Annotated in this window: 23 protein-coding genes; 14 read left to right on the top strand and 9 right to left on the bottom strand. The window is 63.0% G+C overall.

Translation table 11 applies throughout. From position 1 onward, the window contains the following. Window positions 1-7: 7 nt before the first annotated feature. Window positions 8-949, bottom strand: a complete 942-nt coding sequence (locus LPW29_RS00755; protein WP_238626409.1) for a cobyrinic acid a,c-diamide synthase — start codon at window positions 947-949, stop codon at window positions 8-10. Window positions 950-1,168: 219 nt separating this feature from the next. Between LPW29_RS00755 and LPW29_RS00750 the strand changes: the two genes are divergently transcribed. Then, complete coding sequence (locus LPW29_RS00750; RefSeq protein ID WP_090253706.1) at window positions 1,169-1,648, top strand: YbhB/YbcL family Raf kinase inhibitor-like protein; 480 nt, start codon at window positions 1,169-1,171, stop codon at window positions 1,646-1,648. A gap of 101 nt (window positions 1,649-1,749) precedes the next feature. Here the strand turns inward: LPW29_RS00750 and LPW29_RS00745 are convergent, their stop codons facing one another. Continuing rightward, the gene (locus LPW29_RS00745) at window positions 1,750-2,178 is read right to left on the bottom strand and encodes a hypothetical protein (protein WP_090253704.1); all 429 of its coding nucleotides are present in this window, start codon (window positions 2,176-2,178) and stop codon (window positions 1,750-1,752) included. Between the two features lie 125 nt (window positions 2,179-2,303). Between LPW29_RS00745 and LPW29_RS00740 the strand changes: the two genes are divergently transcribed. Further along, a complete protein-coding gene (locus LPW29_RS00740; RefSeq protein ID WP_238626408.1) occupies window positions 2,304-2,507 on the top strand; it encodes a hypothetical protein in 204 nt (67 codons plus the stop codon). 18 nt (window positions 2,508-2,525) lie between these two features. On the opposite strand, the gene LPW29_RS00735 is transcribed toward LPW29_RS00740, so the two are convergent. Both LPW29_RS00735 and LPW29_RS00730 read right to left on the bottom strand, forming a co-directional pair. Beyond that, on the bottom strand, window positions 2,526-4,082 hold the full coding sequence (locus LPW29_RS00735) for a GTPase family protein (protein ID WP_238626407.1): 1,557 nt from the start codon (window positions 4,080-4,082) through the stop codon (window positions 2,526-2,528). 11 nt (window positions 4,083-4,093) lie between these two features. After that, window positions 4,094-5,278, bottom strand: coding sequence for a YcjF family protein (locus LPW29_RS00730; RefSeq protein WP_238626428.1), 1,185 nt, complete (start codon window positions 5,276-5,278; stop codon window positions 4,094-4,096). A gap of 107 nt (window positions 5,279-5,385) precedes the next feature. Between LPW29_RS00730 and LPW29_RS00725 the strand changes: the two genes are divergently transcribed. Further along, window positions 5,386-6,738: a M48 family metalloprotease gene (locus tag LPW29_RS00725; protein WP_090253696.1), complete on the top strand. Its 1,353-nt coding sequence runs from the start codon at window positions 5,386-5,388 to the stop codon at window positions 6,736-6,738. A 128-nt stretch (window positions 6,739-6,866) separates the two neighbouring features. Beyond that, on the top strand, window positions 6,867-7,586 hold the full coding sequence (locus tag LPW29_RS00720; protein ID WP_238626406.1) for a DUF3581 domain-containing protein: 720 nt from the start codon (window positions 6,867-6,869) through the stop codon (window positions 7,584-7,586). A gap of 58 nt (window positions 7,587-7,644) precedes the next feature. On the opposite strand, the gene LPW29_RS00715 is transcribed toward LPW29_RS00720, so the two are convergent. The 3 genes from LPW29_RS00715 to LPW29_RS00705 form a co-directional block, all read right to left on the bottom strand. Continuing rightward, window positions 7,645-7,881 carry a thioredoxin family protein gene (locus LPW29_RS00715; RefSeq protein WP_238626405.1) on the bottom strand — a complete coding sequence of 79 codons (237 nt, stop codon included), beginning with the start codon at window positions 7,879-7,881 and terminating at the stop codon, window positions 7,645-7,647. A 25-nt stretch (window positions 7,882-7,906) separates the two neighbouring features. Further along, window positions 7,907-8,905, bottom strand: a complete 999-nt coding sequence (locus tag LPW29_RS00710) for a permease (protein WP_238626404.1) — start codon at window positions 8,903-8,905, stop codon at window positions 7,907-7,909. Window positions 8,906-9,007: 102 nt separating this feature from the next. Beyond that, a complete protein-coding gene (locus LPW29_RS00705; RefSeq protein ID WP_238626403.1) occupies window positions 9,008-9,511 on the bottom strand; it encodes a disulfide bond formation protein B in 504 nt (167 codons plus the stop codon). A gap of 99 nt (window positions 9,512-9,610) precedes the next feature. On the opposite strand from LPW29_RS00705, the gene LPW29_RS15700 reads away from it, so the two are divergent. From LPW29_RS15700 to LPW29_RS00695, 3 genes are all read left to right on the top strand, one after another. Continuing rightward, window positions 9,611-9,703 carry an arsenic metallochaperone ArsD family protein gene (locus LPW29_RS15700; RefSeq protein ID WP_443112345.1) on the top strand — a complete coding sequence of 31 codons (93 nt, stop codon included), beginning with the start codon at window positions 9,611-9,613 and terminating at the stop codon, window positions 9,701-9,703. 80 nt (window positions 9,704-9,783) lie between these two features. Further along, the gene (locus LPW29_RS00700; protein WP_238626402.1) at window positions 9,784-11,076 is read left to right on the top strand and encodes an arsenic transporter; all 1,293 of its coding nucleotides are present in this window, start codon (window positions 9,784-9,786) and stop codon (window positions 11,074-11,076) included. An 83-nt stretch (window positions 11,077-11,159) separates the two neighbouring features. Next, a complete protein-coding gene (locus LPW29_RS00695; RefSeq protein WP_238626401.1) occupies window positions 11,160-11,642 on the top strand; it encodes an arsenate reductase ArsC in 483 nt (160 codons plus the stop codon). A gap of 15 nt (window positions 11,643-11,657) precedes the next feature. Here the strand turns inward: LPW29_RS00695 and mltF are convergent, their stop codons facing one another. Beyond that, a complete protein-coding gene (gene mltF, locus LPW29_RS00690; RefSeq protein ID WP_238626400.1) occupies window positions 11,658-13,025 on the bottom strand; it encodes a membrane-bound lytic murein transglycosylase MltF in 1,368 nt (455 codons plus the stop codon). Window positions 13,026-13,192: 167 nt separating this feature from the next. Here mltF and LPW29_RS00685 point away from each other — a divergent pair, with 167 nt between their 5' ends. Beyond that, window positions 13,193-14,272, top strand: coding sequence for a tartrate dehydrogenase (locus LPW29_RS00685; protein ID WP_238626399.1), 1,080 nt, complete (start codon window positions 13,193-13,195; stop codon window positions 14,270-14,272). On the opposite strand, the gene LPW29_RS00680 is transcribed toward LPW29_RS00685, so the two are convergent. Beyond that, entirely contained in the window at window positions 14,269-14,529 is a 261-nt protein-coding gene (locus LPW29_RS00680; RefSeq protein WP_090253679.1) for a DUF4282 domain-containing protein, read from the bottom strand. The genes LPW29_RS00685 and LPW29_RS00680 overlap by 4 nt on opposite strands. A gap of 213 nt (window positions 14,530-14,742) precedes the next feature. On the opposite strand from LPW29_RS00680, the gene LPW29_RS00675 reads away from it, so the two are divergent. The 6 genes from LPW29_RS00675 (at window position 14,743) to LPW29_RS00645 (ending at window position 20,476) form a co-directional block, all read left to right on the top strand. Further along, window positions 14,743-15,528, top strand: coding sequence for a (Fe-S)-binding protein (locus LPW29_RS00675; protein WP_238626398.1), 786 nt, complete (start codon window positions 14,743-14,745; stop codon window positions 15,526-15,528). Beyond that, a complete protein-coding gene (locus tag LPW29_RS00670) occupies window positions 15,525-17,648 on the top strand; it encodes an LUD domain-containing protein (RefSeq protein ID WP_338018667.1) in 2,124 nt (707 codons plus the stop codon). The genes LPW29_RS00675 and LPW29_RS00670 overlap by 4 nt, the downstream gene beginning before the upstream one ends. 86 nt (window positions 17,649-17,734) lie before the next feature. Beyond that, a complete protein-coding gene (locus LPW29_RS00660) occupies window positions 17,735-18,118 on the top strand; it encodes a DUF6394 family protein (protein ID WP_090253673.1) in 384 nt (127 codons plus the stop codon). Window positions 18,119-18,140: 22 nt separating this feature from the next. After that, a complete protein-coding gene (locus tag LPW29_RS00655; protein WP_238626397.1) occupies window positions 18,141-19,856 on the top strand; it encodes a potassium channel family protein in 1,716 nt (571 codons plus the stop codon). Window positions 19,857-19,874: 18 nt separating this feature from the next. Beyond that, window positions 19,875-20,264 carry a YajD family HNH nuclease gene (locus tag LPW29_RS00650; RefSeq protein WP_370642780.1) on the top strand — a complete coding sequence of 130 codons (390 nt, stop codon included), beginning with the start codon at window positions 19,875-19,877 and terminating at the stop codon, window positions 20,262-20,264. Window positions 20,265-20,320: 56 nt separating this feature from the next. After that, window positions 20,321-20,476, top strand: a complete 156-nt coding sequence (locus LPW29_RS00645) for a hypothetical protein (protein ID WP_238626395.1) — start codon at window positions 20,321-20,323, stop codon at window positions 20,474-20,476. The last annotated feature ends 49 nt before the right edge of the window (window positions 20,477-20,525 follow it).

Here is a 20,525-nt window from a genome sequence, read left to right as displayed (position 1 = left end):
GCCACGTTCACTCACCCTGACGACCGTAATGGTGGGCCTTTTCCACGAACTGGCGCAGGTCTTCCAGGGCCTGGTTGGCCGCTACCGAGGCGCGGGGACGGTCGGTGCTCACAGCGGAAACGGCCACAGCGGCATCATCCAGGGCAGTGATGGCGGCCTCGTTGCGGGCTCCCAGGTCGCGCAGGCGCGTTTCGGTTTCCTCCACCAGTTCCAGGCGTCGTTCCAGGGCACGACGTTCCTCGTCGGTCATGCGGGCTTCCCGGTTCAGGCGGCCCCGGACATTTTCCACATCCACACCCCGCACGCCGCGGGCCACCGATGCCATGGAGTTCAGGTTATCGACTGCCGTCCAGGAGACTTCCCGAACCAGGTTGAGGGAGCGTTCGAAAGTGAGTTCACGTGCATCAAACTTGCCCTCCAGTACCTCGTTGACGTGGGTATAGCGGGTGTAGATTCGATCCACCTGGCTGGCGAGATCCGGCCGCCTTGCCTTGAGCAGATCACCCTTGGTCTGACACAGGGCGCGCACCAGTTCATCAGCGCCCACCGGCGGTTGCTCCGGGTCCAGGATGGCCAGCCCGGCCTCCCGTGCCTTGCGTTCCAGCGCCGCCCGCTCCCGGGCCGCTGCCGCCTCTCGCTCGGCCTCCCGGCGCCGCTCGGCACGCCACCTCAGCCAGCCTCGCAAGCCGCGCTCTGCGGGGATGGCCACGAAGATGGCCAGCAGTCCGGCCACCCAGCCGCCCAGGGTGGGCCCAAAGCCGCCAAACAGGGAGGTGGCCCAGAGGATGAAGGCGATGAAGGGGATGATCAGCCAGTAGCGCAACAGCACCTGCCAGCGTGTGGGTGGATCCACGGGCACGGCCAAGCGCGGCTCGATCATGCCAATGATCAGCCATGGCAGGCAGGAGAGAAAAAGCCCGTAGGCAAAACCCTGGAGGAATCCCATCATGACCCTAGTCTACTACCTTCCATACCCAGAACGGAGCCCCTCTAAAAGGTGACCAGAATAAGGGGACAGACCCCTTTTCCACATATAAGGGGTCTGTCCCCATTTTCCTCATTTTCCTACAGGATGGGTGAATGATGGTGGGGTGGGGTTTTGTTAGACTCGGCGCAGAGTCATACCCGACGCACTCCTGCGCCGGGGTTACGCAATAGGAGGGAAACCATGGGTTTTGCACCGTCCGACATGCAACTGACCAGCCCGGCTTTTTCCCAGGGCGGCGCCATTCCGACCCGGCACACGGGGGAGGGCGAGGATGTCTCGCCGGCATTGACCTGGAACGGCGCACCCCAGGACACCAAGGCCTTCGCCGTGATCTGCCACGATCCGGACGCCCCGCTGATCTCCCCAGGGGGCACCTATGGGTTCGTCCACTGGGTGCTGTATAACATCCCGGCATCGGTGACCCGACTGCCCGAGGGGGTGGAGGAATACACCAGCGGCGCCACCGATTTTGGCCGTACCGGCTATGGAGGCCCCATGCCGCCCGAAGGCCATGGCATGCATCAGTACTATTTCTGGGTGCTGGCCCTGGATCGGGAGATGGAACTGGCTGAAGGGCTCACCCTGTGGCAATTGCTGGAGAAGATCGAGCCGGCCGTGATCGGCATGAATCGGCTGGTGGGGACCTATCAGCGGGGGTGAGTCGTACCGTTGATGTCTTGGGCGTCATGGAGCGCGCCAACAAAAAAAGGGCCACCCTGGCCGAAGCCGGGATGGCCCTTGGGCGGGTTGGAACCGCTGCCTTAGAACGTCATGAAGCGGGCGTCATCAAACATCAGTTCGCCCATCTGCGGCGGGGTGGCCACGCCAACACCGTCGATCAGGTCGTCTTTGGTGTAGTCGCTGTTCGGCAGGAACAGGGCGCAGACCTGGACACTGGCAGCACCACGCATCACCTTCTGCATGATCTGCTGCGGAGTGGCGTCGGCACCCTTCATGGTGGGGCCTTCATAGGAACGGGTGGCCAGTTCGCCGCCCTTGTCGCACAGCAGCACGTGCAGTTCGGCACCGCGCTCAACAAGCTGGCCGGACAGGATCATGGCCATTGCCTGAGTCTGGGGTTCGTCGGTGGTGACGGTCACGACCACGCGGTTGCTTTCAGCCGCGGCGGCCAGGGGAATCATGGCCAACAGCAGGGCCAGGGAAATGATACCGGTCTTGAGATGCTTCATGGTCAGCAATGCTCCTGTTTGCGAATGACGAGTAACACCATATCATTAAATTCTAATGTTTGTCTTCCGTTGCGCGGGATGGAATTCACAGTTCCGGCCATCGGAGCGACTGGAGCCTGATATCCATGGTTAAATTCCTCACCCTGCTGATCTTGCTGGCCTTTGCCTGGTGGCGTTTAAAGCGCTGGTGGCGGGTGCGGCAATTCAAGGCGCAGGGGCAGCCGGTGCCCGAGGAAATGGGGATTCGTCCGATCACCCTCCTCAGTATTGTCCTGCTGGGGATCTACGGGGGATTTTTGCTCTGGCATCTATTTGGGCAGCCCCAATGATGGCGTGTGATCTCTTGATCAGCGCGAGCGCATCCAGCGTCGCGTGACCTCTGCCCCGGCGCGGGCCGTTTGTTTCAGTACCCGTTTCCATTCCCCCGGCGAGGCCTTGAGGAGAATGCGCATGGCACGTCCCCGCTGCGCCCGATCCAGTTGGCTGGTGATCCGCTCCCATATCGTATCAACGTTGTAGGCCTTGTCCCGGACATCCAGCCGCGCCGGGATGGTCGCTTCCATGGCCACGCCCAGATCCTTGGAGATTGCCTCCATGGCCTGACGCATGGCCTGCGCCTTGGGGCGTGCGGGGGCCTCCAGGTCGTAGGGAGGATCCCATTCCCGGGGCGGTGACAAACGATCCACATGGCTCAGGACGACCAGGATGGGGGGCAGGATCCGGCGTGGATCGGCGGCAAAGCGCTGGCGCAGGTGTTCCAGGGCCCGTCCATCCAGAGCCCGATCGGCCCGGTGGGCGTCCACCACCCAGAGGATGTAGTCACTCTCCCAGAGCGTGTCCACCAGGGCCTCGATGCCTTGCCTGTCCTGGAGCCCCGGGGTGTCCACGAGCACCGCCTCCGGCAGCCCGTTACGTTCAAGCAGGTAACCGTTGGCCTCCTGGGTGGTCGGGAGCACGTCCACACCGGCGGCCAGCCGATCAAGCAGACAATTGATCAGGCTGGATTTGCCCGCGTTGGCCTGACCTGCCACCGTGATGCGGATGGGCCCTGCCTGATCCGCCAGGTTGACGCCCGGTCCCATGGCTTCCATGGCGGCGGCCTCGTCCAGTTGTTCGGTGTCGATGCGCAGTCGCCCGGAATACAGTTCGATGGCCGCGCGGCCCACTTCCTCCACCCAGATACGGGCACCCCGCCGGCGCAGATAATCTCCGGCTTCGCCCATCATCATGGACACCATGCGTTCCCGTGCCTCGGCCATGACGGCCCCCAGGGGGTTCACCAGCCGGGCAGCCCGGTACACGCGCGTGGCGCCGCGGAACCAACGCATGCTCGTACTGGCGGCGGGCTGAAAATCCCATAGTCGCATCAGCTGACTGGCGCGGATCAGATGGGAGCCGGGGACCTTGTCCAGCATCACCCGGCGCAGGCGCACGCTCACCCGTTCCGTGACCAGCAGCGCCTCGGGCACAGTGAAACGCCACATGGGGTGGCGTTCTTCCGGGTGATAGTGTCGAGCCACCTGCTCGATGGTCTGTCGGCCGGCCAGCAGCAGCAGGCGGTAGTCGCCGACGATGTGGGGGTCTGACCCGGCGGCGATCTTCTGCACGCTCTCCCACGCCGCCATGTCCCGGGGCGACCAGTCCGTGTCCGGTGCCGAGACTGCACCCTGGTCTGTGGCATCGGTGCTGGCATCCAAATGCTCTGCCCGGCGCTGCAGCCATACGGATAGGGTATAGCCGACCAGCCCCAGCCCCGTGGCGATGCCCAGCCAGATCAATAGCCAGCCCTGTTGCCACAGCCAGAAGGCCCCCAGGGGGATCAGAATCAGGAAGGGCAGGGTGGCAGCAGCCAGGGCTGCGACCAAGGCGCCCCAGCGGGGCCAGAGGGTGCCAGGCCGATTCATGCCAGGCCGATTCATGAAGGAGAGCCTCGCGAGGGCGGCGCAGTCTCCGTACTTTGTCGCCGGAACAGGGCGTGGGCTTCCTTGAGGGCTCCGTGGAAGGCCTCGGAGACGCCCTCGGGTGTATCGACCCCTCTACGAACCTGCTCCAGGTAATAGCAGGCGGCGCGGCCCAGGGCATAGGTGACGGCGGCACTGGCGGCACCCGCCACCGCCGCGCCAGCGGCCTGGCCGTACACCGGGATCAGCTTGCCCAGTTGCCGGGCAGCGAACCCGGCACCCAGGCCCAGCAGGGTGCCTGAACCCAGGGACGCCAGAAAGGCCTTGAGTGTGGGCCGATCCCAGTTGAGGGCATAGAATTCCCCGATACTATGCAGCATCTTGCCCTGCAGGGTGGGCACGGTGACCATGCCCATCACCGGCACCATGTCGGTGACCCCTGCGGCCGTGGCATAGCCCAGGATATGCGGGCGGATGCGGGCCTGGCGGCTGTCGCGGGCGTTGCGGGCCAGTTCCCGGATCAGGCCAGCGCGCCCGGCGCTGCAGGCCGCCTCCAGGGCGTCCAGCAGGGCATCAAGGCCGTAGTCCTGTTCGCTGAAATCGTCCTCGGGGCGGGTGAGGTCCACGGCCACCTGGTGGAATGGCCCATGGCCCGGCAGTTCGCGGAAGGCCCGGGCCTGCGTCTCCATGGCGCGTCGCAGGTCTTCCAGGTCGGGGTCGCTGGCCAGGGCGGCGGGGCTGGGGTGGTCCCTGTCGTCCGGATAACCATCATGCAGGCGTGTCTGCACCAGCACGATGGCCCAATCCGGGTGGCGTTGGCGTACCTGCTTGAGTACACGCAGGAGGGTGTCCTGCTGCGGGTCCATGGCCCGCGCCACGGCGATCACTGCGTGGGCACCGCGTTCCACCACGGCCAGATCATCGGTGGGATCATAGCCCGCCTCTTCGAGGCCGCGGGTATCCAGGAAACGCACCACCGGCACGTCCGTCGGGAATTCATGGATGCGCGAGGCCCGGGTGCAGGGTTCAAAAGCGCTGCCAATCTCCACCTGAGGGTCGCCGGTGACGCTGCGCACGATGGAACTCTTGCCCGACTGCACCTTGCCCAGCAGCCAGAGCACGGGCGCCTGGGCACGCGCCTGGGCGCGGATGTCGGCGGCCAGGCCCGGATCCGGCCCGGGTTTGAGCACCGCGTCCATGAAGCGTCGCCATGGGGGGGTGGGTTTCAAGACTTGGGAACCTCCGCGTGCAAGGGGTAGACTGACATTCCACATCCTGACCGGCACGTACCAGGGGAGATTGCATCATGGACGCCCATCCAGGTAACCGTATCCTCCAGCGCCGCATGACCCGGCGCGACTTCCTTTGGCTGATGTCCGCTGCCTCCGCCGGCGCGGTGGTGGTGCCCCAGTTGCAGGGCTGCGCCACTGACCCGGTCACCGGCCAGCAACGCCTCATGCTCATGTCCGAGCAGGAAGAGATCAATATTGACAAACAGCACGCGCCGCACCAGTTCTCCAATGATTATGGGCTATTGCGTGATGCCCGGGTCAACCGCTACGTGAGCGAGGTGGGCACGTCGGTGGCCGAAGTCTCTCACCGTCCCCACATGCCCTACAGCCATAATGTGGTCAATGCCAACTATATCAATGCCTATACGTTCCCCGGCGGCACCATGGCATGCACCCGCGGCATCATGGTGGAGATGGACGACGAGGCACAACTGGCGGCGCTGCTGGGTCATGAAACCGGCCATGTGAATGCCCGGCACACGGCACGACGTCAGACCAAGGGCATACTGGCCGCTCTGGCGCTGGGAGGCATCGGCATCGCCGCAGCCCAGTCCGAGCAACTTTCCGGGTACAGCAACCTGATCTACGCCGTGAGCGCGGTGGGTGCCACGGCTCTGCTGGCCCATTACAGCCGCGAGAATGAGCGCGAGGCCGATGACCTGGGCCTTCAGTACATGGCCGAAGCGGGCCAGAATCCTGAGGGGATGGTGGAGCTCATGGACATGCTACGGGGCATGTCCGACCGCCAGCCCAATGCCCTGGAGACCATGTTCTCCACCCATCCCATGAGCCAGGAACGCTTTGACACCGCCCAGCGCGAGGCTCAGTCCCGTTATGGCGACTCCCTGGGGCGCAACGTGCGTCGGGAACGGTATATGGATAACACTCACGACCTGCGGCGCATCAAACCGGCCATCAAGGAGATGCAGGCGGGTGAGGAGCGCATGGCCCAGGAGCAACCCCGTCAGGCCGAGGAGCACTTCGCCAAGGCCTTGCGGCAGGTGCCGGACGATTATCCCGGGCTGGTGCTCATGTCCAAGGCCAAATCCGCCCAGGGACAGCACCGGGAGGCGCAGCGTTATCTGGAGCAGGCCCGGGCATCTTATCCCGGGGAGGGGCAGGCGGTTCACCTCAGTGGCATCAATCAGCTGGCGATGAACCGACCGGATGCGGCCCTGGACCATTTCCAGCGCTATGAGCGCATGCTGCCGGGCAACCCGAATACGGTATTTCTGCAGGGTGTGGCCCTTGAGGGCATGCAGAATCGCCAGGCGGCCGCCCAGCAATACCGTCGTTATGTGCAACAGGTGGGCACCCAGACCCAGCAGGGCCAGTACGCCGTTCAGCGCCTGCAGGCCTGGCAGTAGGGGCATGCCATGAGTGCCATACGTGGGTGCCCTTGCGGTGATCAGGAAACTGGCCTTGGCCTTGCGGCGCTTAGTAGAATCCCCATCCCTTGAAACAGCCAAATCACCGAGCCCGGGAGATTCACCCCTTGCCTTCCTACCTTGACCAATTCCATGCCCGTGACAATGGGGCTGTCCGAGTCACTCCGGATCAGGCCAGCCGTTTTGCCAAGGAGGTGGCCGGCGACTTCAATCCCATCCACAACCCCGATGCCAAGCGATTCTGCGTCCCTGGCGACCTGCTGTTCTGTCTGGTGCTCAATGAGTATGGGGTGAGTCAGCGCATGAGTTTCCGTTTTACCAATATGGTGGGCGCCGATGTGGCTCTGCGATTCTCGCCTTCCGCCGAGTCCAGCCTGGCGATCCAGGATGAGGCAGGCAAGACTTACCTGGAAGTGGAGCGCGAGGGGGAGCCCGCCATGGACCCTCGGCTGATTGAATCCCTCACACGGGACTATGCCGCGTTTTCAGGTCAGAATTTCCCCCATATTCTGGTACCGCTGATGAAGCAGCACAACGTGATGGTCAATCCTCAGCGCCCGCTGGTGTTCTACAACAGCATGTCCTTTGTCTTTGATCAGTGGCCAGCCGTGGCGCCCAGCCTGCGTTTTTCCAACGCGGAACTGATGGTGGACGGCAAGCGCGGTGACGTCGCCCTGGACTTTGACTTGCTGGCGGACGATAAGGTGGTGGGGAGTGGCCGCAAGAAGCTGGTCATCTCCGGCCTTCGGCCCTTCGAGCAGGCGGTGATGGACGACCTGGTACGTCAGTATGACGGCTGGAAGTCGGACTATCAGGCCACCGCGTAAGGACCGTGTCCGGACCCGTGGCGGCCGCAACCTTGCGCCGCCACATCCTGTTTTCCTGTCAATCCGAGAGCCAGCTGCGCACTTGGTCCGCCTTGGGCATGGAGCCGCTATGAACCACTTTCCCGTCGATGACGACTGCCGGGGTGGACATGACATTGTGCTCGACCAGGGCCTCCGGGCGGGTGTCCTTGGCAACTTGGGCCTGCGCGCCCATCTCATTGATGGTGCGCTGGATCAGGTCGGCGGTGTCGGTGCAGCGTGCACAGCCGATGCCGAGTACCTTGATGTCTTTCATCAGTATTCCTCTTCTGGGTGAACGGTTAGAGGTTCAGCGTGAATAGTGGCCCGGCCAGATTCAGTATCCAGCCCGCAAGGGTGAAGGCTACCAGCAGAATCAGGAAGACCATAAGGAGCAGACGCCACTGCATGACCTGCTTGAGCAGGACGAACTCGGGAAAACTGGCGGCCACGGTACTCATGCAGAAGGCCATGGTGGTGCCAATCGGCAGGCCTTGAAGAATCAGGCTCTCCATGACGGGCACCACGCCGGTGATGTTCGTGTACAGCGGGATACCCAGCAGCACCGCAGCCGGCACCTGCCACCACTGCCCCCCACCCAGGTGGGACTCAACCCAGCCATCTGGGACGAAGCCGTAGAGCAGGGCGCCCAGACCCACACCGATGAAGACCCACTTCCATACCCGCCCCAGGATGTCCAGGGTCTCGGTTCGGGCAAAGAGGTGCCGATCCTTCAAGGTCATGGACTCGCGTTGCGTGACGTCACCTTCGGGGACCTGCCCCTTGGCATAGGCCTCGGCAAGGAAGGGCTGCAGATAACGCTGGGCCTGGATGGCATCCAGGAAGGCACCCGCCAGCATCCCCACGGCAAAGCCCACCAGGATGTAGATGAGGGTGAACTGCCAGCCCAGAAGCCCCCATAGGACCACAACGGCGACCTCATTGATCATGGGAGAGGTGATGAGAAAGGCCATCGTCACCCCGATGGGGATCCGGGCTGAGGTGAAGCCGATGAATACCGGCACGCTGGAACAGGAGCAGAAAGGGGTGATGGCGCCGAAGGTGGAACCGAAAAAATACCCCACCACCCGGTTGCGCCCGGCCAGGAAGGCACGCACTCGCTCCACGTTCAAGGAGGCGCGGATCAGGGCGATCACGTAGATCATTACCACCAGGAGCGTGAAGATGGTGGTGCTGCTTTTGACAAAGAAGTGGACTGCGACCCCGAACGAGGTCTGCGGATCCAACCCTAACAGGGTGTAGGCCACCACATTGGCGATTTGGGTGAAGATTTCCAGCATGAGGAGGGTATCCGGGCTGCCGTAAATATCTGTTTAGCTTAATATATGATTAAACGTATATCAAGAATCGTAAAACGACGCTCCAAACCCCCGGTGTCTTGACTAGAAGGCCTGTCGGCTGCGCCATAGGGCCCAGATGCCCAACAGGGCCACGATGAGATGGCCAACCAGGGCCGCGTTGGCAAAGGACAGCCCCAAGAACTGCGGTCCCATCTCGTCACACATGCCCGTGGCCATGAACAGCGTGGGGGCCTGCTCCCCAAGCCATTCCACCAGCCGCTCGATCGGGCCTTGCTCCGCGCCCATGCAGGAAAACCCCAGTTCCGCGGGCTGGCGCTCAAGCCAGCTCTGGTAGCTGGCAAAGCCTAGCCCCGTACCCGCTGTTGCCACCACCAGCGCGCCCAGGATCGTTCCTGGCAGGGCGGCACCGAACAGCGCGCCACCCAGCGCCAGCACCGCCAGAACCATGAACAACAGGCGCTGGAAGATGCACAAATGACAGGGGTGCAGATTGAAGATCTCGGTCAGGCCGATACTCAGGCCAGCCGCCAGGGCGCAGAACAGGGCTATGGCAAGCCAGATGGGGCGAACCGCCAGTGCAAACATGTCAGGTCTCTCGTGGTTGGCGTGTACATATATGTTTGATCGTATATATGCTTATACGTATAATTGCCAAGCAATGTCATTCCCATTGATGCGCTCATCATGACCGAAGTCGCTGTTTTCGATCCACCCCACTGCTGCGCCAGCGGCCTCTGTGGGTCCAGTGTGGAGTCCTGGAGCGAGACCTGCGATTGAAAACAGGGCAGAGGAGTAGGGCTGCTCCTCATCCCCAAACCAAATATTCAAACCAGCAATCCGAACCCAGGGACCCATCCATGCTCCTCACTGCACTGACGATCTTTGTCGCCACCATCACCCTTGTCATCTGGCAACCCAAGGGTCTGGGTATCGGCTGGAGTGCCATGGCGGGCGCGGGGCTGGCCCTGGCCACTGGCGTGGTGCAGCTCTCCGATGTGCCCATCGTGGTGGACATCGTCTGGAATGCCACACTGACCTTTGTCTTCATCATCATCATCTCCCTATTGCTGGACGAGGCCGGGTTCTTTGAATGGGCGGCCCTGCACGTGGCCCGGTGGGGTGCGGGCAGCGGGCCCAGGCTTTACGCCTTCATTATCCTGCTGGGCGCTGCCGTGGCCGCCATGTTCGCCAACGACGGGGCGGCCCTGATGCTCACCCCCATCGTCCTGGAGATGCTGCTGGCGCTGGGATTCTCCGCCGGGGCGGCCTTTGCCTTCGTGATCGCGGCCGGCTTCATCGCCGACACGGCCAGTCTGCCGCTGGTGATCTCCAACCTGGTGAACATCGTCTCCGCCGACTTCTTCGGCATCAGCTTCCGGGAGTACGCCTCGGTGATGGTGGTGGTCAACCTGGTGTCCGTGGCGGCCTCGCTGGGCGTGTTGTACCTGTTTTTCCGCAAGCAGATCCCGCGCACCTATGAACTGGGCGGACTGCGCAAGCCCGAGCAGGCCATCAAGGATCTGGCGGTGTTCAAGGCAGGCTGGGGCGTGCTGGCCTTGCTGCTGTTCTCCTTCCTGGTCATCGAGCCCATGGGCGTGCCCATCTCCGCCATCGTCGGTGTCGGCGCTGCGGTGTTGCTGGGCGTGGCCGCCCGTGGGCGTGTCATCTCCACCCGTCGGGTAGTGGTCAGTGCCCCCTGGCAGATCGTGATCTTCTCCATCGGCATGTACCTGGTGGTCTACGGCCTGCGCAATGCCGGACTCACCGCCGATATTGCCGGGGCCCTGAACTGGATCGGTCAGTACGGGGTGATGGCCTCGGCCGTGGGAGCCGGGTTCATCGCCGCCTTCCTCTCATCGATCATGAACAACATGCCAGCGGTGATGGTGGTGGCCTTGTCCATCGACGAGGCCCAGGTGACCGGTGTCATCAAGGAGGCCATGATCTACGCCAATGTGGTCGGCTCGGACCTGGGCCCCAAGATCACGCCCATTGGTTCTTTGGCCACGCTGCTGTGGTTGCATGTGCTGACCCGCCGGGGCATTCACATCACCTGGGGGCAGTACTTCAAGATCGGCATCCTGATCACGCCGCCGGTGCTGCTGGTGACCCTGCTGGCCCTGGCCGGCTGGCTGAGCATCATTCGCTGATGCCCCCGGCGGGAGCGACTGCGAGCCGCTCCCGCGTGAGGGCTGTTTCTGTCCCGTTCCATTGGTCAAGAGAGTAACGCTCCATGAACCTGCTGTTTCTGTGTACCGGCAATTCCTGCCGTTCCATCCTGGCCGAGGCCACCTTCAATGCCCTGGCCCCCGAGGGCGTGCGGGCCATGAGTGCCGGCAGCCAGCCCACCGGGGCCGTCCATCCTCGCTCCCTGGCCCTGCTGGAGCGGGAGGGCATCCCCACTCAGGGTCTTCACAGCAAGTCCTGGGAAGACCTGCCGGAAATGCCGGATGTGGTGGTCACGGTCTGTGCCAGTGCGGCCGGGGAGACCTGCCCGGTATACCTGGGGTCGGCCCTGCGCACCCACTGGGGGGTGAATGACCCGGCCAAGGTCACCGGTACGGAGGAGGAGATCGACGCCGCCTTTGAACAGGCCTACCGCATCCTGCGGCATCGGATCGAGGCCTTCCTGGCCCTGGACCAGAACGACCCGATGTGGGGAGATCGAGACGCCCTCAAGACAGCGCTGGATCGCATCGGGGAAAAAACCCCCTGAGGCCGGCGGCAACGCTCAGTCGAACGCCTGACTCAATACATCACGGTAATTGCGGACCCGCTGTACGAAGTGCACCGGTTCATACCCCCGTGCATAGCCGTACCTCAGTTGCGGGTAATACCGCTCATCCGAGAGCAGTGGCAACACCTCCCGCATGTCTGCCCAGCTGTCCGGGTTCTTCCCCAGATTCCTTGCCAGTTGGCGCGCGTCAAGGAGATGACCGCGTCCCACGTTGTAGCTGGCCAGGGCCAGGAAGAGGCGGTCAGGTTCCGGGATCTGTTCCGGTAGACGCCGGTGGCGGTCCTCCAGATAACGGGCACCGGCCAGAATGCTCTGCTCCGGGTCCAGCCGGTTAGTGACGCCCAAAGAGCGTGCGGTGTTCTGCGTGAGCATCATCATGCCGCGCACGCCGGTGGGGCTGCGGGCATTGGGGTTCCAGTGGGACTCCTGATAGGACAAGGCGGCCAGCAGGTCGGCCGGCATGCCGGTTTCCTCCTCAGCGGTCAGGAAGAGGTCCTTGTACTGGGGCAGGCGTTCCTCGATGCGCCGGTTCAGCGTTCTTAAGTCCACGTAATCGAACTCAGTGATGTAGGCGTAATGCCGCCGCTCCATGCGATCAACAGCCTCATCGCCCTCCCGGCTGTTCATCCAGCTGAACGCCTGTTCCGTCAGTTTCGTAGCTCCTTGAGCCAGATACCAGCCCAGGTTCTGGCCCTCGGTGAGATCCATGGCCACGCTCAGTGATGGCATGAACCGGCGGTTGACCTTGACGATGTTGGCATCGGCCACGGTGCATTGCAGCGCTTTTTCCGCCACTTCTCCCAGTAGCCGCTCGGTGCCCTTGTTCACTTCCCGGAAGTTCAGCCCCTCGTGCTCGCTCGCCAGCGCCCGAAGACGCTCGGTATAGCTGGAGTTCGCCGTCACCGCGATTTCAATGCCCACCAAATCCGGTATCCGGGTGGGCTTGTTGGCCAGGTCGCGATGACAAACCACTTGTTGGGTGACTTCGGTGTGAGCCGGTCCCCGTTCAAAACGCTGGTTACGCGATTCCAGATGCGTCAGCCCGGAAGCGGCCAGGTGGGCCTGGCCGGACTCCAGCGCTTCGATCACCTGGGCAGTGGAATCGACCACCATCCAATCGACTTCCCAATCATGGGTCTCGGCAAAATCCGTCACCAGGTCGTATTCAGGTCCGCTGGGGCGCTCGTGTCGGTCCAGGTAATAGGTGGTGGGGCCGTTCCGGGTCACCACGCTCAACACCCCGGATTCGTCCGGATGGATCCGGGAGATTCCCGTTCCCCGGTCGCAACCGGTGATCAGCCAGAGGGACAGGCACAGGAGTAGCAGAACAGTGGGCAGTCGTCTGATGTAACGGGAATCCATCAACTCACCTCGCTCGAACGGCAGGGATGTCTCGCCAGGCGCCGTGCGGGCCTCAGCTTTTTCGGGGTTAAGACTATACTTAATCTGGAAATTTTGCGTAGACCCAGGCCGCATGAGCACCAAACCCGGTATCATCGCGTTCCCTTCCGTCCCCCTCAGGAACCCCCATGAGCCATCGCATCGCAGTCATTCCCGGAGACGGTATCGGTACCGAGGTGATGCCCGAGGGGTTGCGGGCGCTGGAGGTGGTGGGGCAACGCTTTGGGATTGGCATGGAGTTCGAGCATTTCGCCTACGCCAGTTGCGACTACTACCTGGCCCACGGGGCCATGCTCCCGGACGACTGGTTCGAACAACTCAAGGGTTTTGATGCCATCTTCTTCGGCGCGGTGGGCGACCCCGCCCGGGTGCCGGATCACATCTCCCTGTGGGGCTCCTTGCTACAGTTCCGGCGTGCCTTCGACCAGTACATCAACCTGCGTCCTTGTCGCCTCATGCCCGGGGTGCGCAGCCCGCTGGCTGATCGCAAGCCCGGGGACATCGATTTCTATGTGGTGCGGGAAAACACGGAGGGGGAGTATTCCAGCGTGGGCGGGCGCATGTTCGAGGGCTCCGAGCGTGAGGTGGTGATCCAGAACACGGTGATGACCCGCATCGGGATCGACCGTGTGCTCCGTTATGCCTTCGAACTGGCCAAGAGCCGCCCGCGCCGCAAGCTCACCTCGGCCACCAAGTCCAACGGCATCTCCATCACCATGCCCTACTGGGACGAGCGGGTGGCAGCCATGGCTGAGGGATATCCCGATGTGGCGGTGGACCAATACCACATCGACATCCTCACGGCGCATTTCGTGCAGCACCCTGACTGGTTCGATGTGGTCGTGGCCAGCAATCTGTTTGGGGACATCCTCTCGGACCTGGGCCCGGCCTGCACTGGCACCATCGGCATCGCCCCCTCTGCGAACATCAACCCGGAGGGGCGCTTCCCCAGCCTGTTTGAACCGGTGCATGGCAGCGCACCGGATATCGCCGGCCGCGGCATCGCCAATCCCATCGGCCAGATCTGGTCCGCTGCGATGATGCTGGAACACCTGGGGCACAAGGCGGCAGGTGTTGCCATCCTGGTTGCCATCGAGCAGGTGCTGGCCCAGGGGGACAAGGCGGTGCTCACCCCGGACCTGGGAGGTCAGGGAGATACCCAGCGTCTCGGCCGCGCCGTTGCCGAGGCGCTGGGTACGTGGACTTAGGTGCCCATGTCCGGGCCAGAGCCCGGCTTCCTGGCGATTTCCGAGAGTCGGTCGTGAATGCTGAACAGAACCAGCATCAGTTCGCAACTGATGCGCCAGAACACCACGCCCAGCACCAGCATCAATACCCCGGCGAAGAAGTTTTGCCCAAACATGGTCCCCAACGCGCTGACGACAATGGCAGCCACGCCAATCCAGAAAATGATGTGGATGAAGGGTGGCGTGATCATCTTGCGAAACAATAGATAGTCATTCATCAGTCTTCGCTCCCCTGAGTTCTTCCTGAAGTGGATCGGCGCGGCAGACGCCGATCGATGAAAACGGCCGGATGTGGCTGGGTAGCCTGGCGCCCGCTCCGACCCAAAGTGATGCGCCCCTGAAAGTATAGTGGGTTGACAGGAAGTCGCTGCCAACACAGGGATGACGGTCTATCCTAGGCAGGAGTGCCCATTCATTACGCGACGGCGGCCATGACCGTGAATTCCCCCGCACATCCCCCCGCATATCCTCATGTGGCCCTGTATGCCACCTGTCTGATGGACCTTTATCGACCCAATGTGGGGTTTTCCGCCGTCCATCTGCTGGAGGCAGCGGGCTGCCGGGTGAGCGTGCCGCGCGGGCAGACCTGCTGCGGACAGCCGGCCTACAACAGCGGCGATCGAGCCACGGCCCGGGCCCTGGCGTTGCGGGTGTTGCGGGAGTTCGAGGACTTCGACCATGTGGTGCTGCCCTCGGGCACCTGCGGTGCCATGATGCGGGCCTACCCGGCCCTGTTCGCCTATGACCCCGATCTGCAGGCCCGGGCGCGGGCCCTGGCCGACCGAACCTTCGAGCTGACGGCCTTTCTGGTGGATGTGATGGGGATGACGTCGGTGGATGCGCGCCTGAATGGCGTGGCCACCTACCATGATTCCTGTTCCGGGCTTCGTGAACTGGGGGTGCGGGATCAGCCGCGCCGCCTGCTGTCCACGGTGCAGGGGCTGGAACTCAATGAGATGACCGACGCCCAGGTCTGCTGTGGGTTCGGGGGCTTGTTCAGCGTGAAATACCCGGACATCTCCGGACGCATGGTGGCCGATAAGGGCCAGCGGGTGAGCGAGAGTGGTGCTCGATTCCTGCTGGGTGGTGACCTGGGGTGCCTGTTGAATATTGCTGGGCGTTTGCGCCATGAGGGTAGCGATGTGCGGGTCTTTCACGTGGCGGAGGTGCTGGCCGGGCGCGCCGAGGGGCGAGCCATCGGGGAGGGCAAGGAATGAATCCGTCCACGGGAGATTTCAAGGCCCGGGTCCGGGTGGCACTGAAGGATCGGCATCTGGCGCAGGCACTGGGCCGGGCCCGCGACGGCTTCGTGCTCAAGCGCCGCAAGGCGGTGGACGCCCGGCCCGACTTCGAGGCCCTGCGCGACCGAGGGGTGGCCATCCGCGATCACACCCTGGATCACCTGGAAGATTACCTGGATCAGTTCATTCGGGCCTTCGAGGCCCAGGGTGGCCAGGTGCACCGGGCCGCCGACGCCGAGCAGGCCCGGCGCATCGTTCTGGATATCTGCGCTCAGGCAGACGCCCGGCGCGTGACCAAGGGCAAGTCCATGGTGGCCGAGGAAGTGGGGCTCAACGAGGCCCTGGATGACGCCGGTTATGATCGGGTGGAGACCGATCTGGGAGAGTACATCATCCAGCTGGCCCAAGAGACCCCCAGCCACATCATCGCCCCGGCGGTCCACAAGACCCGCGAGCAGATCACGGAACTTTTCCACACGCATCATCAAGAACTGGGTTTCAAGGAGCGGACCACCAGCATCCCGGGACTGGTGAACGAGGCCCGCAGCGTGCTGCGTGAACGCTTCCTCACTGCCGACGTGGGCATCACTGGTGCCAATTTTCTGGTGGCCGAGAACGGTGCCAGTGTGATTGTCACCAACGAGGGCAACGGGGATCTGACCGCCACGCTGCCCCGGGTGCATGTGACGGTGACCGGCATCGAGAAGGTGGTGCCGACCCTGGAGGACATGACGACCCTGCTGCGTCTGCTGGGCCGCAGTGCCACAGGGCAGGCGATGACCAGTTACACCACCCTGTCCACCGGCCCCCGCCGGGGCGATGACCTGGATGGCCCACTGGCGCACCACGTGGTGCTGGTGGATAACGGCCGCTCCGGTATGTTGACCGATCCCCGTTACCGGACCATGTTGCGTTGCATCCGGTGCGGCGCCTGCCTGAATCACTGTCCGGTGTATGGGGCCATCGGGGGGCATGCCTATGGCTGGGTGTACCCGGGGCCCATGGGGTCGGTGTTAACACCTTTGAACCGCGGCCTGGCCAATGCCCCTGATCTGCCCCAGGCCTGCACGCTGAATGGCCATTGCGCCGAGGTGTGTCCGGTAAAGATCCCGTTGCCGGAAATGCTCCGGGGGCTCCGGGAGTATCAGTTCGAGCAGCGGGTGGTGGGTCGAGGGCCCCGCTGGGGGGGATGGCTGTGGGGGCAGATAGCAAGCAGGCCGGGATTGTATCGGTCAGTGGCCCGATGGTCGGCGCGGACTCTGGCCTGGCTCGGCAGGGGGAAGGGCGTGCTTCGACGTTTGCCCATGGCGTCCGGGTGGTTTTCGGGCGGGCGATATCTGCCAGTGCCGGAGGGGCGCAGTTTTATGGAGATGTGGGGGAAGGGAGGCGGGTTGCCTGATTCTCCCCTCACCCCAACCCCTCTCCCCGGAGGGGAGAGGGGCTCTGGACCACAGGCTACGGGTTTCAGCAATAATCTCCCTTCTCCCCGTGGGGGAGAAGGGTCGGGGATGAGGGGTGTGGCGGGCCGGGTGCCTGAGTTCCCTCTCACCCCAACCCCTCTCCCCGGAGGGGAGAGGGGCTCCATGGATACAATGGAGGCTTTTCAGGCAGGGTTGGAGCAGGTGGGTGGAACCGTGGAGTGGATCGAACAGCCGGATGACATTCCCCGATACCTGTCCGGGTTCATGCGGCAGCAGGGCCTGCGGGGACCATTGGTCGTGGCCCCGGCGCTGGCCTACCTGGACTGGGCCGGGGCCGGGCTTGAGCCCCGCTTCGGCCCGGCCCAGGGCGATGAGACAGTCGGCCTGAGCCGAGCGGTCTGTGGCGTAGGTGAGACGGGAACCCTGGTCCTCACCTCCGGTGCGGATGACCCCACCACCCTCAACTTTCTGCCCGAATACCATCTCGTGGTGCTGTCGTCGGCGGATGTGGTGGACTGCCTGGAAGATGCCTGGACGCGCCTCAGGGCGCAGGGCCAACCCTGGCCCCGAACCGTCAACCTCATCACCGGCCCCTCGCGAACCGCTGACGTGGAGCAGACCATACAGCTTGGAGCTCACGGACCCCGCAGCCTGCGGGTACTGCTGATACGTTAGGGCCTTCCTGGTGGTTTCGGGCATCGCTTGATCCCGAACCCATTAACAAGGACCATTGAATACCCCTCATCTCAAGAGACGCCCTGGTGAGCCTGGAAAAGGTCTTTTTTGGTTTCTTCATTCTGCTGGCCCTGACACTGAACTTCGGGTTTGTGCTGGGTGAGTTCGACAACCCCGATCATCACAATACGCTTGAATTGCTGGCGGTCATTATCGTGAATCTGGTCGCCACAGTGCTCAAGTTCGGCGATCGCACGCAAACCGGAGCGCTGCTGCTTGCCAGCTCGCTGGTGGCGGATCTGCAGTTATTCGCGGCCGCGGTGGTGTGGACCTACGCCATTCACATACACACAGGCGGCATGGATGCCATGTTCATGGCCAGCATCGTCTCGCTGGCCGCCGGCGCACTGCTAGCCAACATTGTCTCGGTGGTTCTGGTGATCATCGATACCGTGAATCTGCGGCGTTAAGGGTCAATGGTCCCGCGCTCCCATGGATAAGGTCATCTTTCTCTTCCTGAGGCGCATGAGAACCCCCCTCATGGTGCTCATTGGTGCCTATACATTGGCGGGGAGCGGCCTGTTGCTGATCCCCGGGGTGGACGAGCATGGAGAAGTCTGGCGCATGGATATCTTTCATGTGCTGTATTTTCTTAGCTACACCGCCACCACCACCGGCTTCGGCGAGATCCCCCACGATTTCAGCGATGCTCAGCGCCTGTGGGTGATGTTTTCCATCTACCTCACCATCATCGCCTGGCTGTACGCCATCGGGAAGATCCTCGCTCTGGTCCAGGAGCCCGCTTTCAAGCAGGCCATGGGCTATCAGGGCTTTGAGCGTCATGTCAGGCGCATGCAGGAGCCTTTTTATATCATTTGTGGCTACGGGGACACCGGGTCCATGCTGGTGAAAGCCTTGGCTCAGCGGGGCCACAGAGTCATCGTGATTGACAAAAACCCGGAGCGCATCAATGACCTGGAACTCATGGACCTGATCAGTCACGTGCCGGCGTTGGTGGGAGATGCCAGCATCTCGACTCACCTGCGTACTGCCGGGTTGCGTCATGCCCTGTGCCGGGGCGTGGTGGCCGTCACGGATGACGACGATGCCAACCTGAAGATCGCCATTACCGTCAAGTTGCTCAACCCGACGCTGCCCGTGGTCTGTCGAGCCCATACCCGTTCCACCCAGGACAACATGGCTTCGTTTGGCACGGACTACATCGTCAATCCTTTTGATGCCTTCGGCGAACGCCTGACCCTGGCGCTTCAATCTCCAGGGTTGTACCTGCTGCGGGAATGGCTCACCAGCGTGCCCGACGCGCCACTGCCCCGTCCCGTGGAACCCCCCAGGGGCACCTGGATTCTGGTGGGGTTCGGTCGTTTGGGGCAGGCGGTGAAACAGGGCATGAAATCACTGGGCATGGGCACCGTGGTGATCGAGGAGATCCCTGAGCGGGCTGATCCGGATGGCCCCTGTCTGCATGGACGTGGCACGGAGGCCGATACCTTGCAGCAGGCCGGCATTGCCAATGTGGTCGGACTGCTGGCCGGTACCGACGGGGACGCCAATAACCTTTCCTGTCTCATGACGGCACGGGCCCTGAACCCTGATCTTTTCATCGTGGCCCGCCAGAATCATTGCGATAATCGGGATATTTTCAAGGCGGCCAAACCCGATGTCACCATGCGGCCCAGTGAGATGATCGCCGAGGCCATCCTGGCGCATCTCAGTACCCCCCTGTTAGCCCGTTTTCTGCAATTGTCCCTTGAAATGGATGATGACTGGGCCAACGAACTGCTGAGCCGGATTACCGCTGTCACCGATGAGGTGGTCCCCGAAGTGTGGCTGGTGAATGTGAACGACAAGGCGGTACCAGCCCTCGTCAGGCTGCTGCAGGAGCAGCCGGTCACCTTGGGCGCATTGCTGGATGCCACCCATGCCTGGCGGGACTCCTTCAATTGCGTACCCCTGATGCGGGTGCGCGAGGGGGAGGCCCTGCTGACTCCAGGGCCCGATACCGATATCCAGACGGGCGACCGGCTGCTGCTCTGCGGTCAGTCCAGGGTTGCGGATCGGTTTCATCACTTATTGCGGGACGTGCAGGCCCTGCGATACCTGGTGACGGGCTACAATCGGCCTGATGGCTGGGTGTGGCGGACGGGCAGCCGGCGCGCGCCACCTGGCGCCACAGGTCATACGAATTAAGAGGACAACAGCATGGCAGTGAATTCATCCGGCGGTGGCCGACTGGATCAAGTGGTTGCCAACAGCCACCGTGAACGCGAGGATCGGGAAAAGGGCTACCGGGCCAAGGCCCTGAAAATGTATCCCTGGGTCTGCGGACGCTGTGGACGCACCTTTGATCACAAGAACGTGCGCGAGCTGACAGTGCACCACCGGGACCACAATCATGACAACAACCCGCCCGATGGTTCCAACTGGGAGTTGTTGTGCGTGTATTGTCACGATAACGAGCATCAGCGGCTCACCGAAGCCATGAGTGGCCACGGGGGCGGCGCTGGCGACGGCTCCGGCCCGGGGGCAACGCACAATCCTTTTGCCGCCCTGGGCGATCTGCTCAAGGGGCAGGACGGAGACAATCGCGGGGATTGACCCGGCCAAGGGCTGCGGCGTAGGTTCAGACTTGGCCAGTTGAGGAGGAACAGACCATGGGTGAGGGTTCGGACATCAAGGTTCTGGAAGGTCTATTCATCATCGGGGTGGTCGCCGCCTTTGGTATCTGGCAGTTCATCTCCCTGCGCCGCGACCGGGAAGAACGAGAGCGCCGTAAGGCCGAGAAGGCCCGGGAGCATGAGGACCAGTAACATCACGGGGGCACAGGTGCCCCTCTGACTGCGATGCACACGGAGACCC

This window comes from Ectothiorhodospira sp. 9100 (genome assembly GCF_022227565.1).
Classification (GTDB): Bacteria; Pseudomonadota; Gammaproteobacteria; order Ectothiorhodospirales; family Ectothiorhodospiraceae; genus Ectothiorhodospira; species Ectothiorhodospira marina.
Note: the sequence above shows the minus strand (reverse complement) of the source record. Positions and strands in the feature narration are given on the sequence as shown.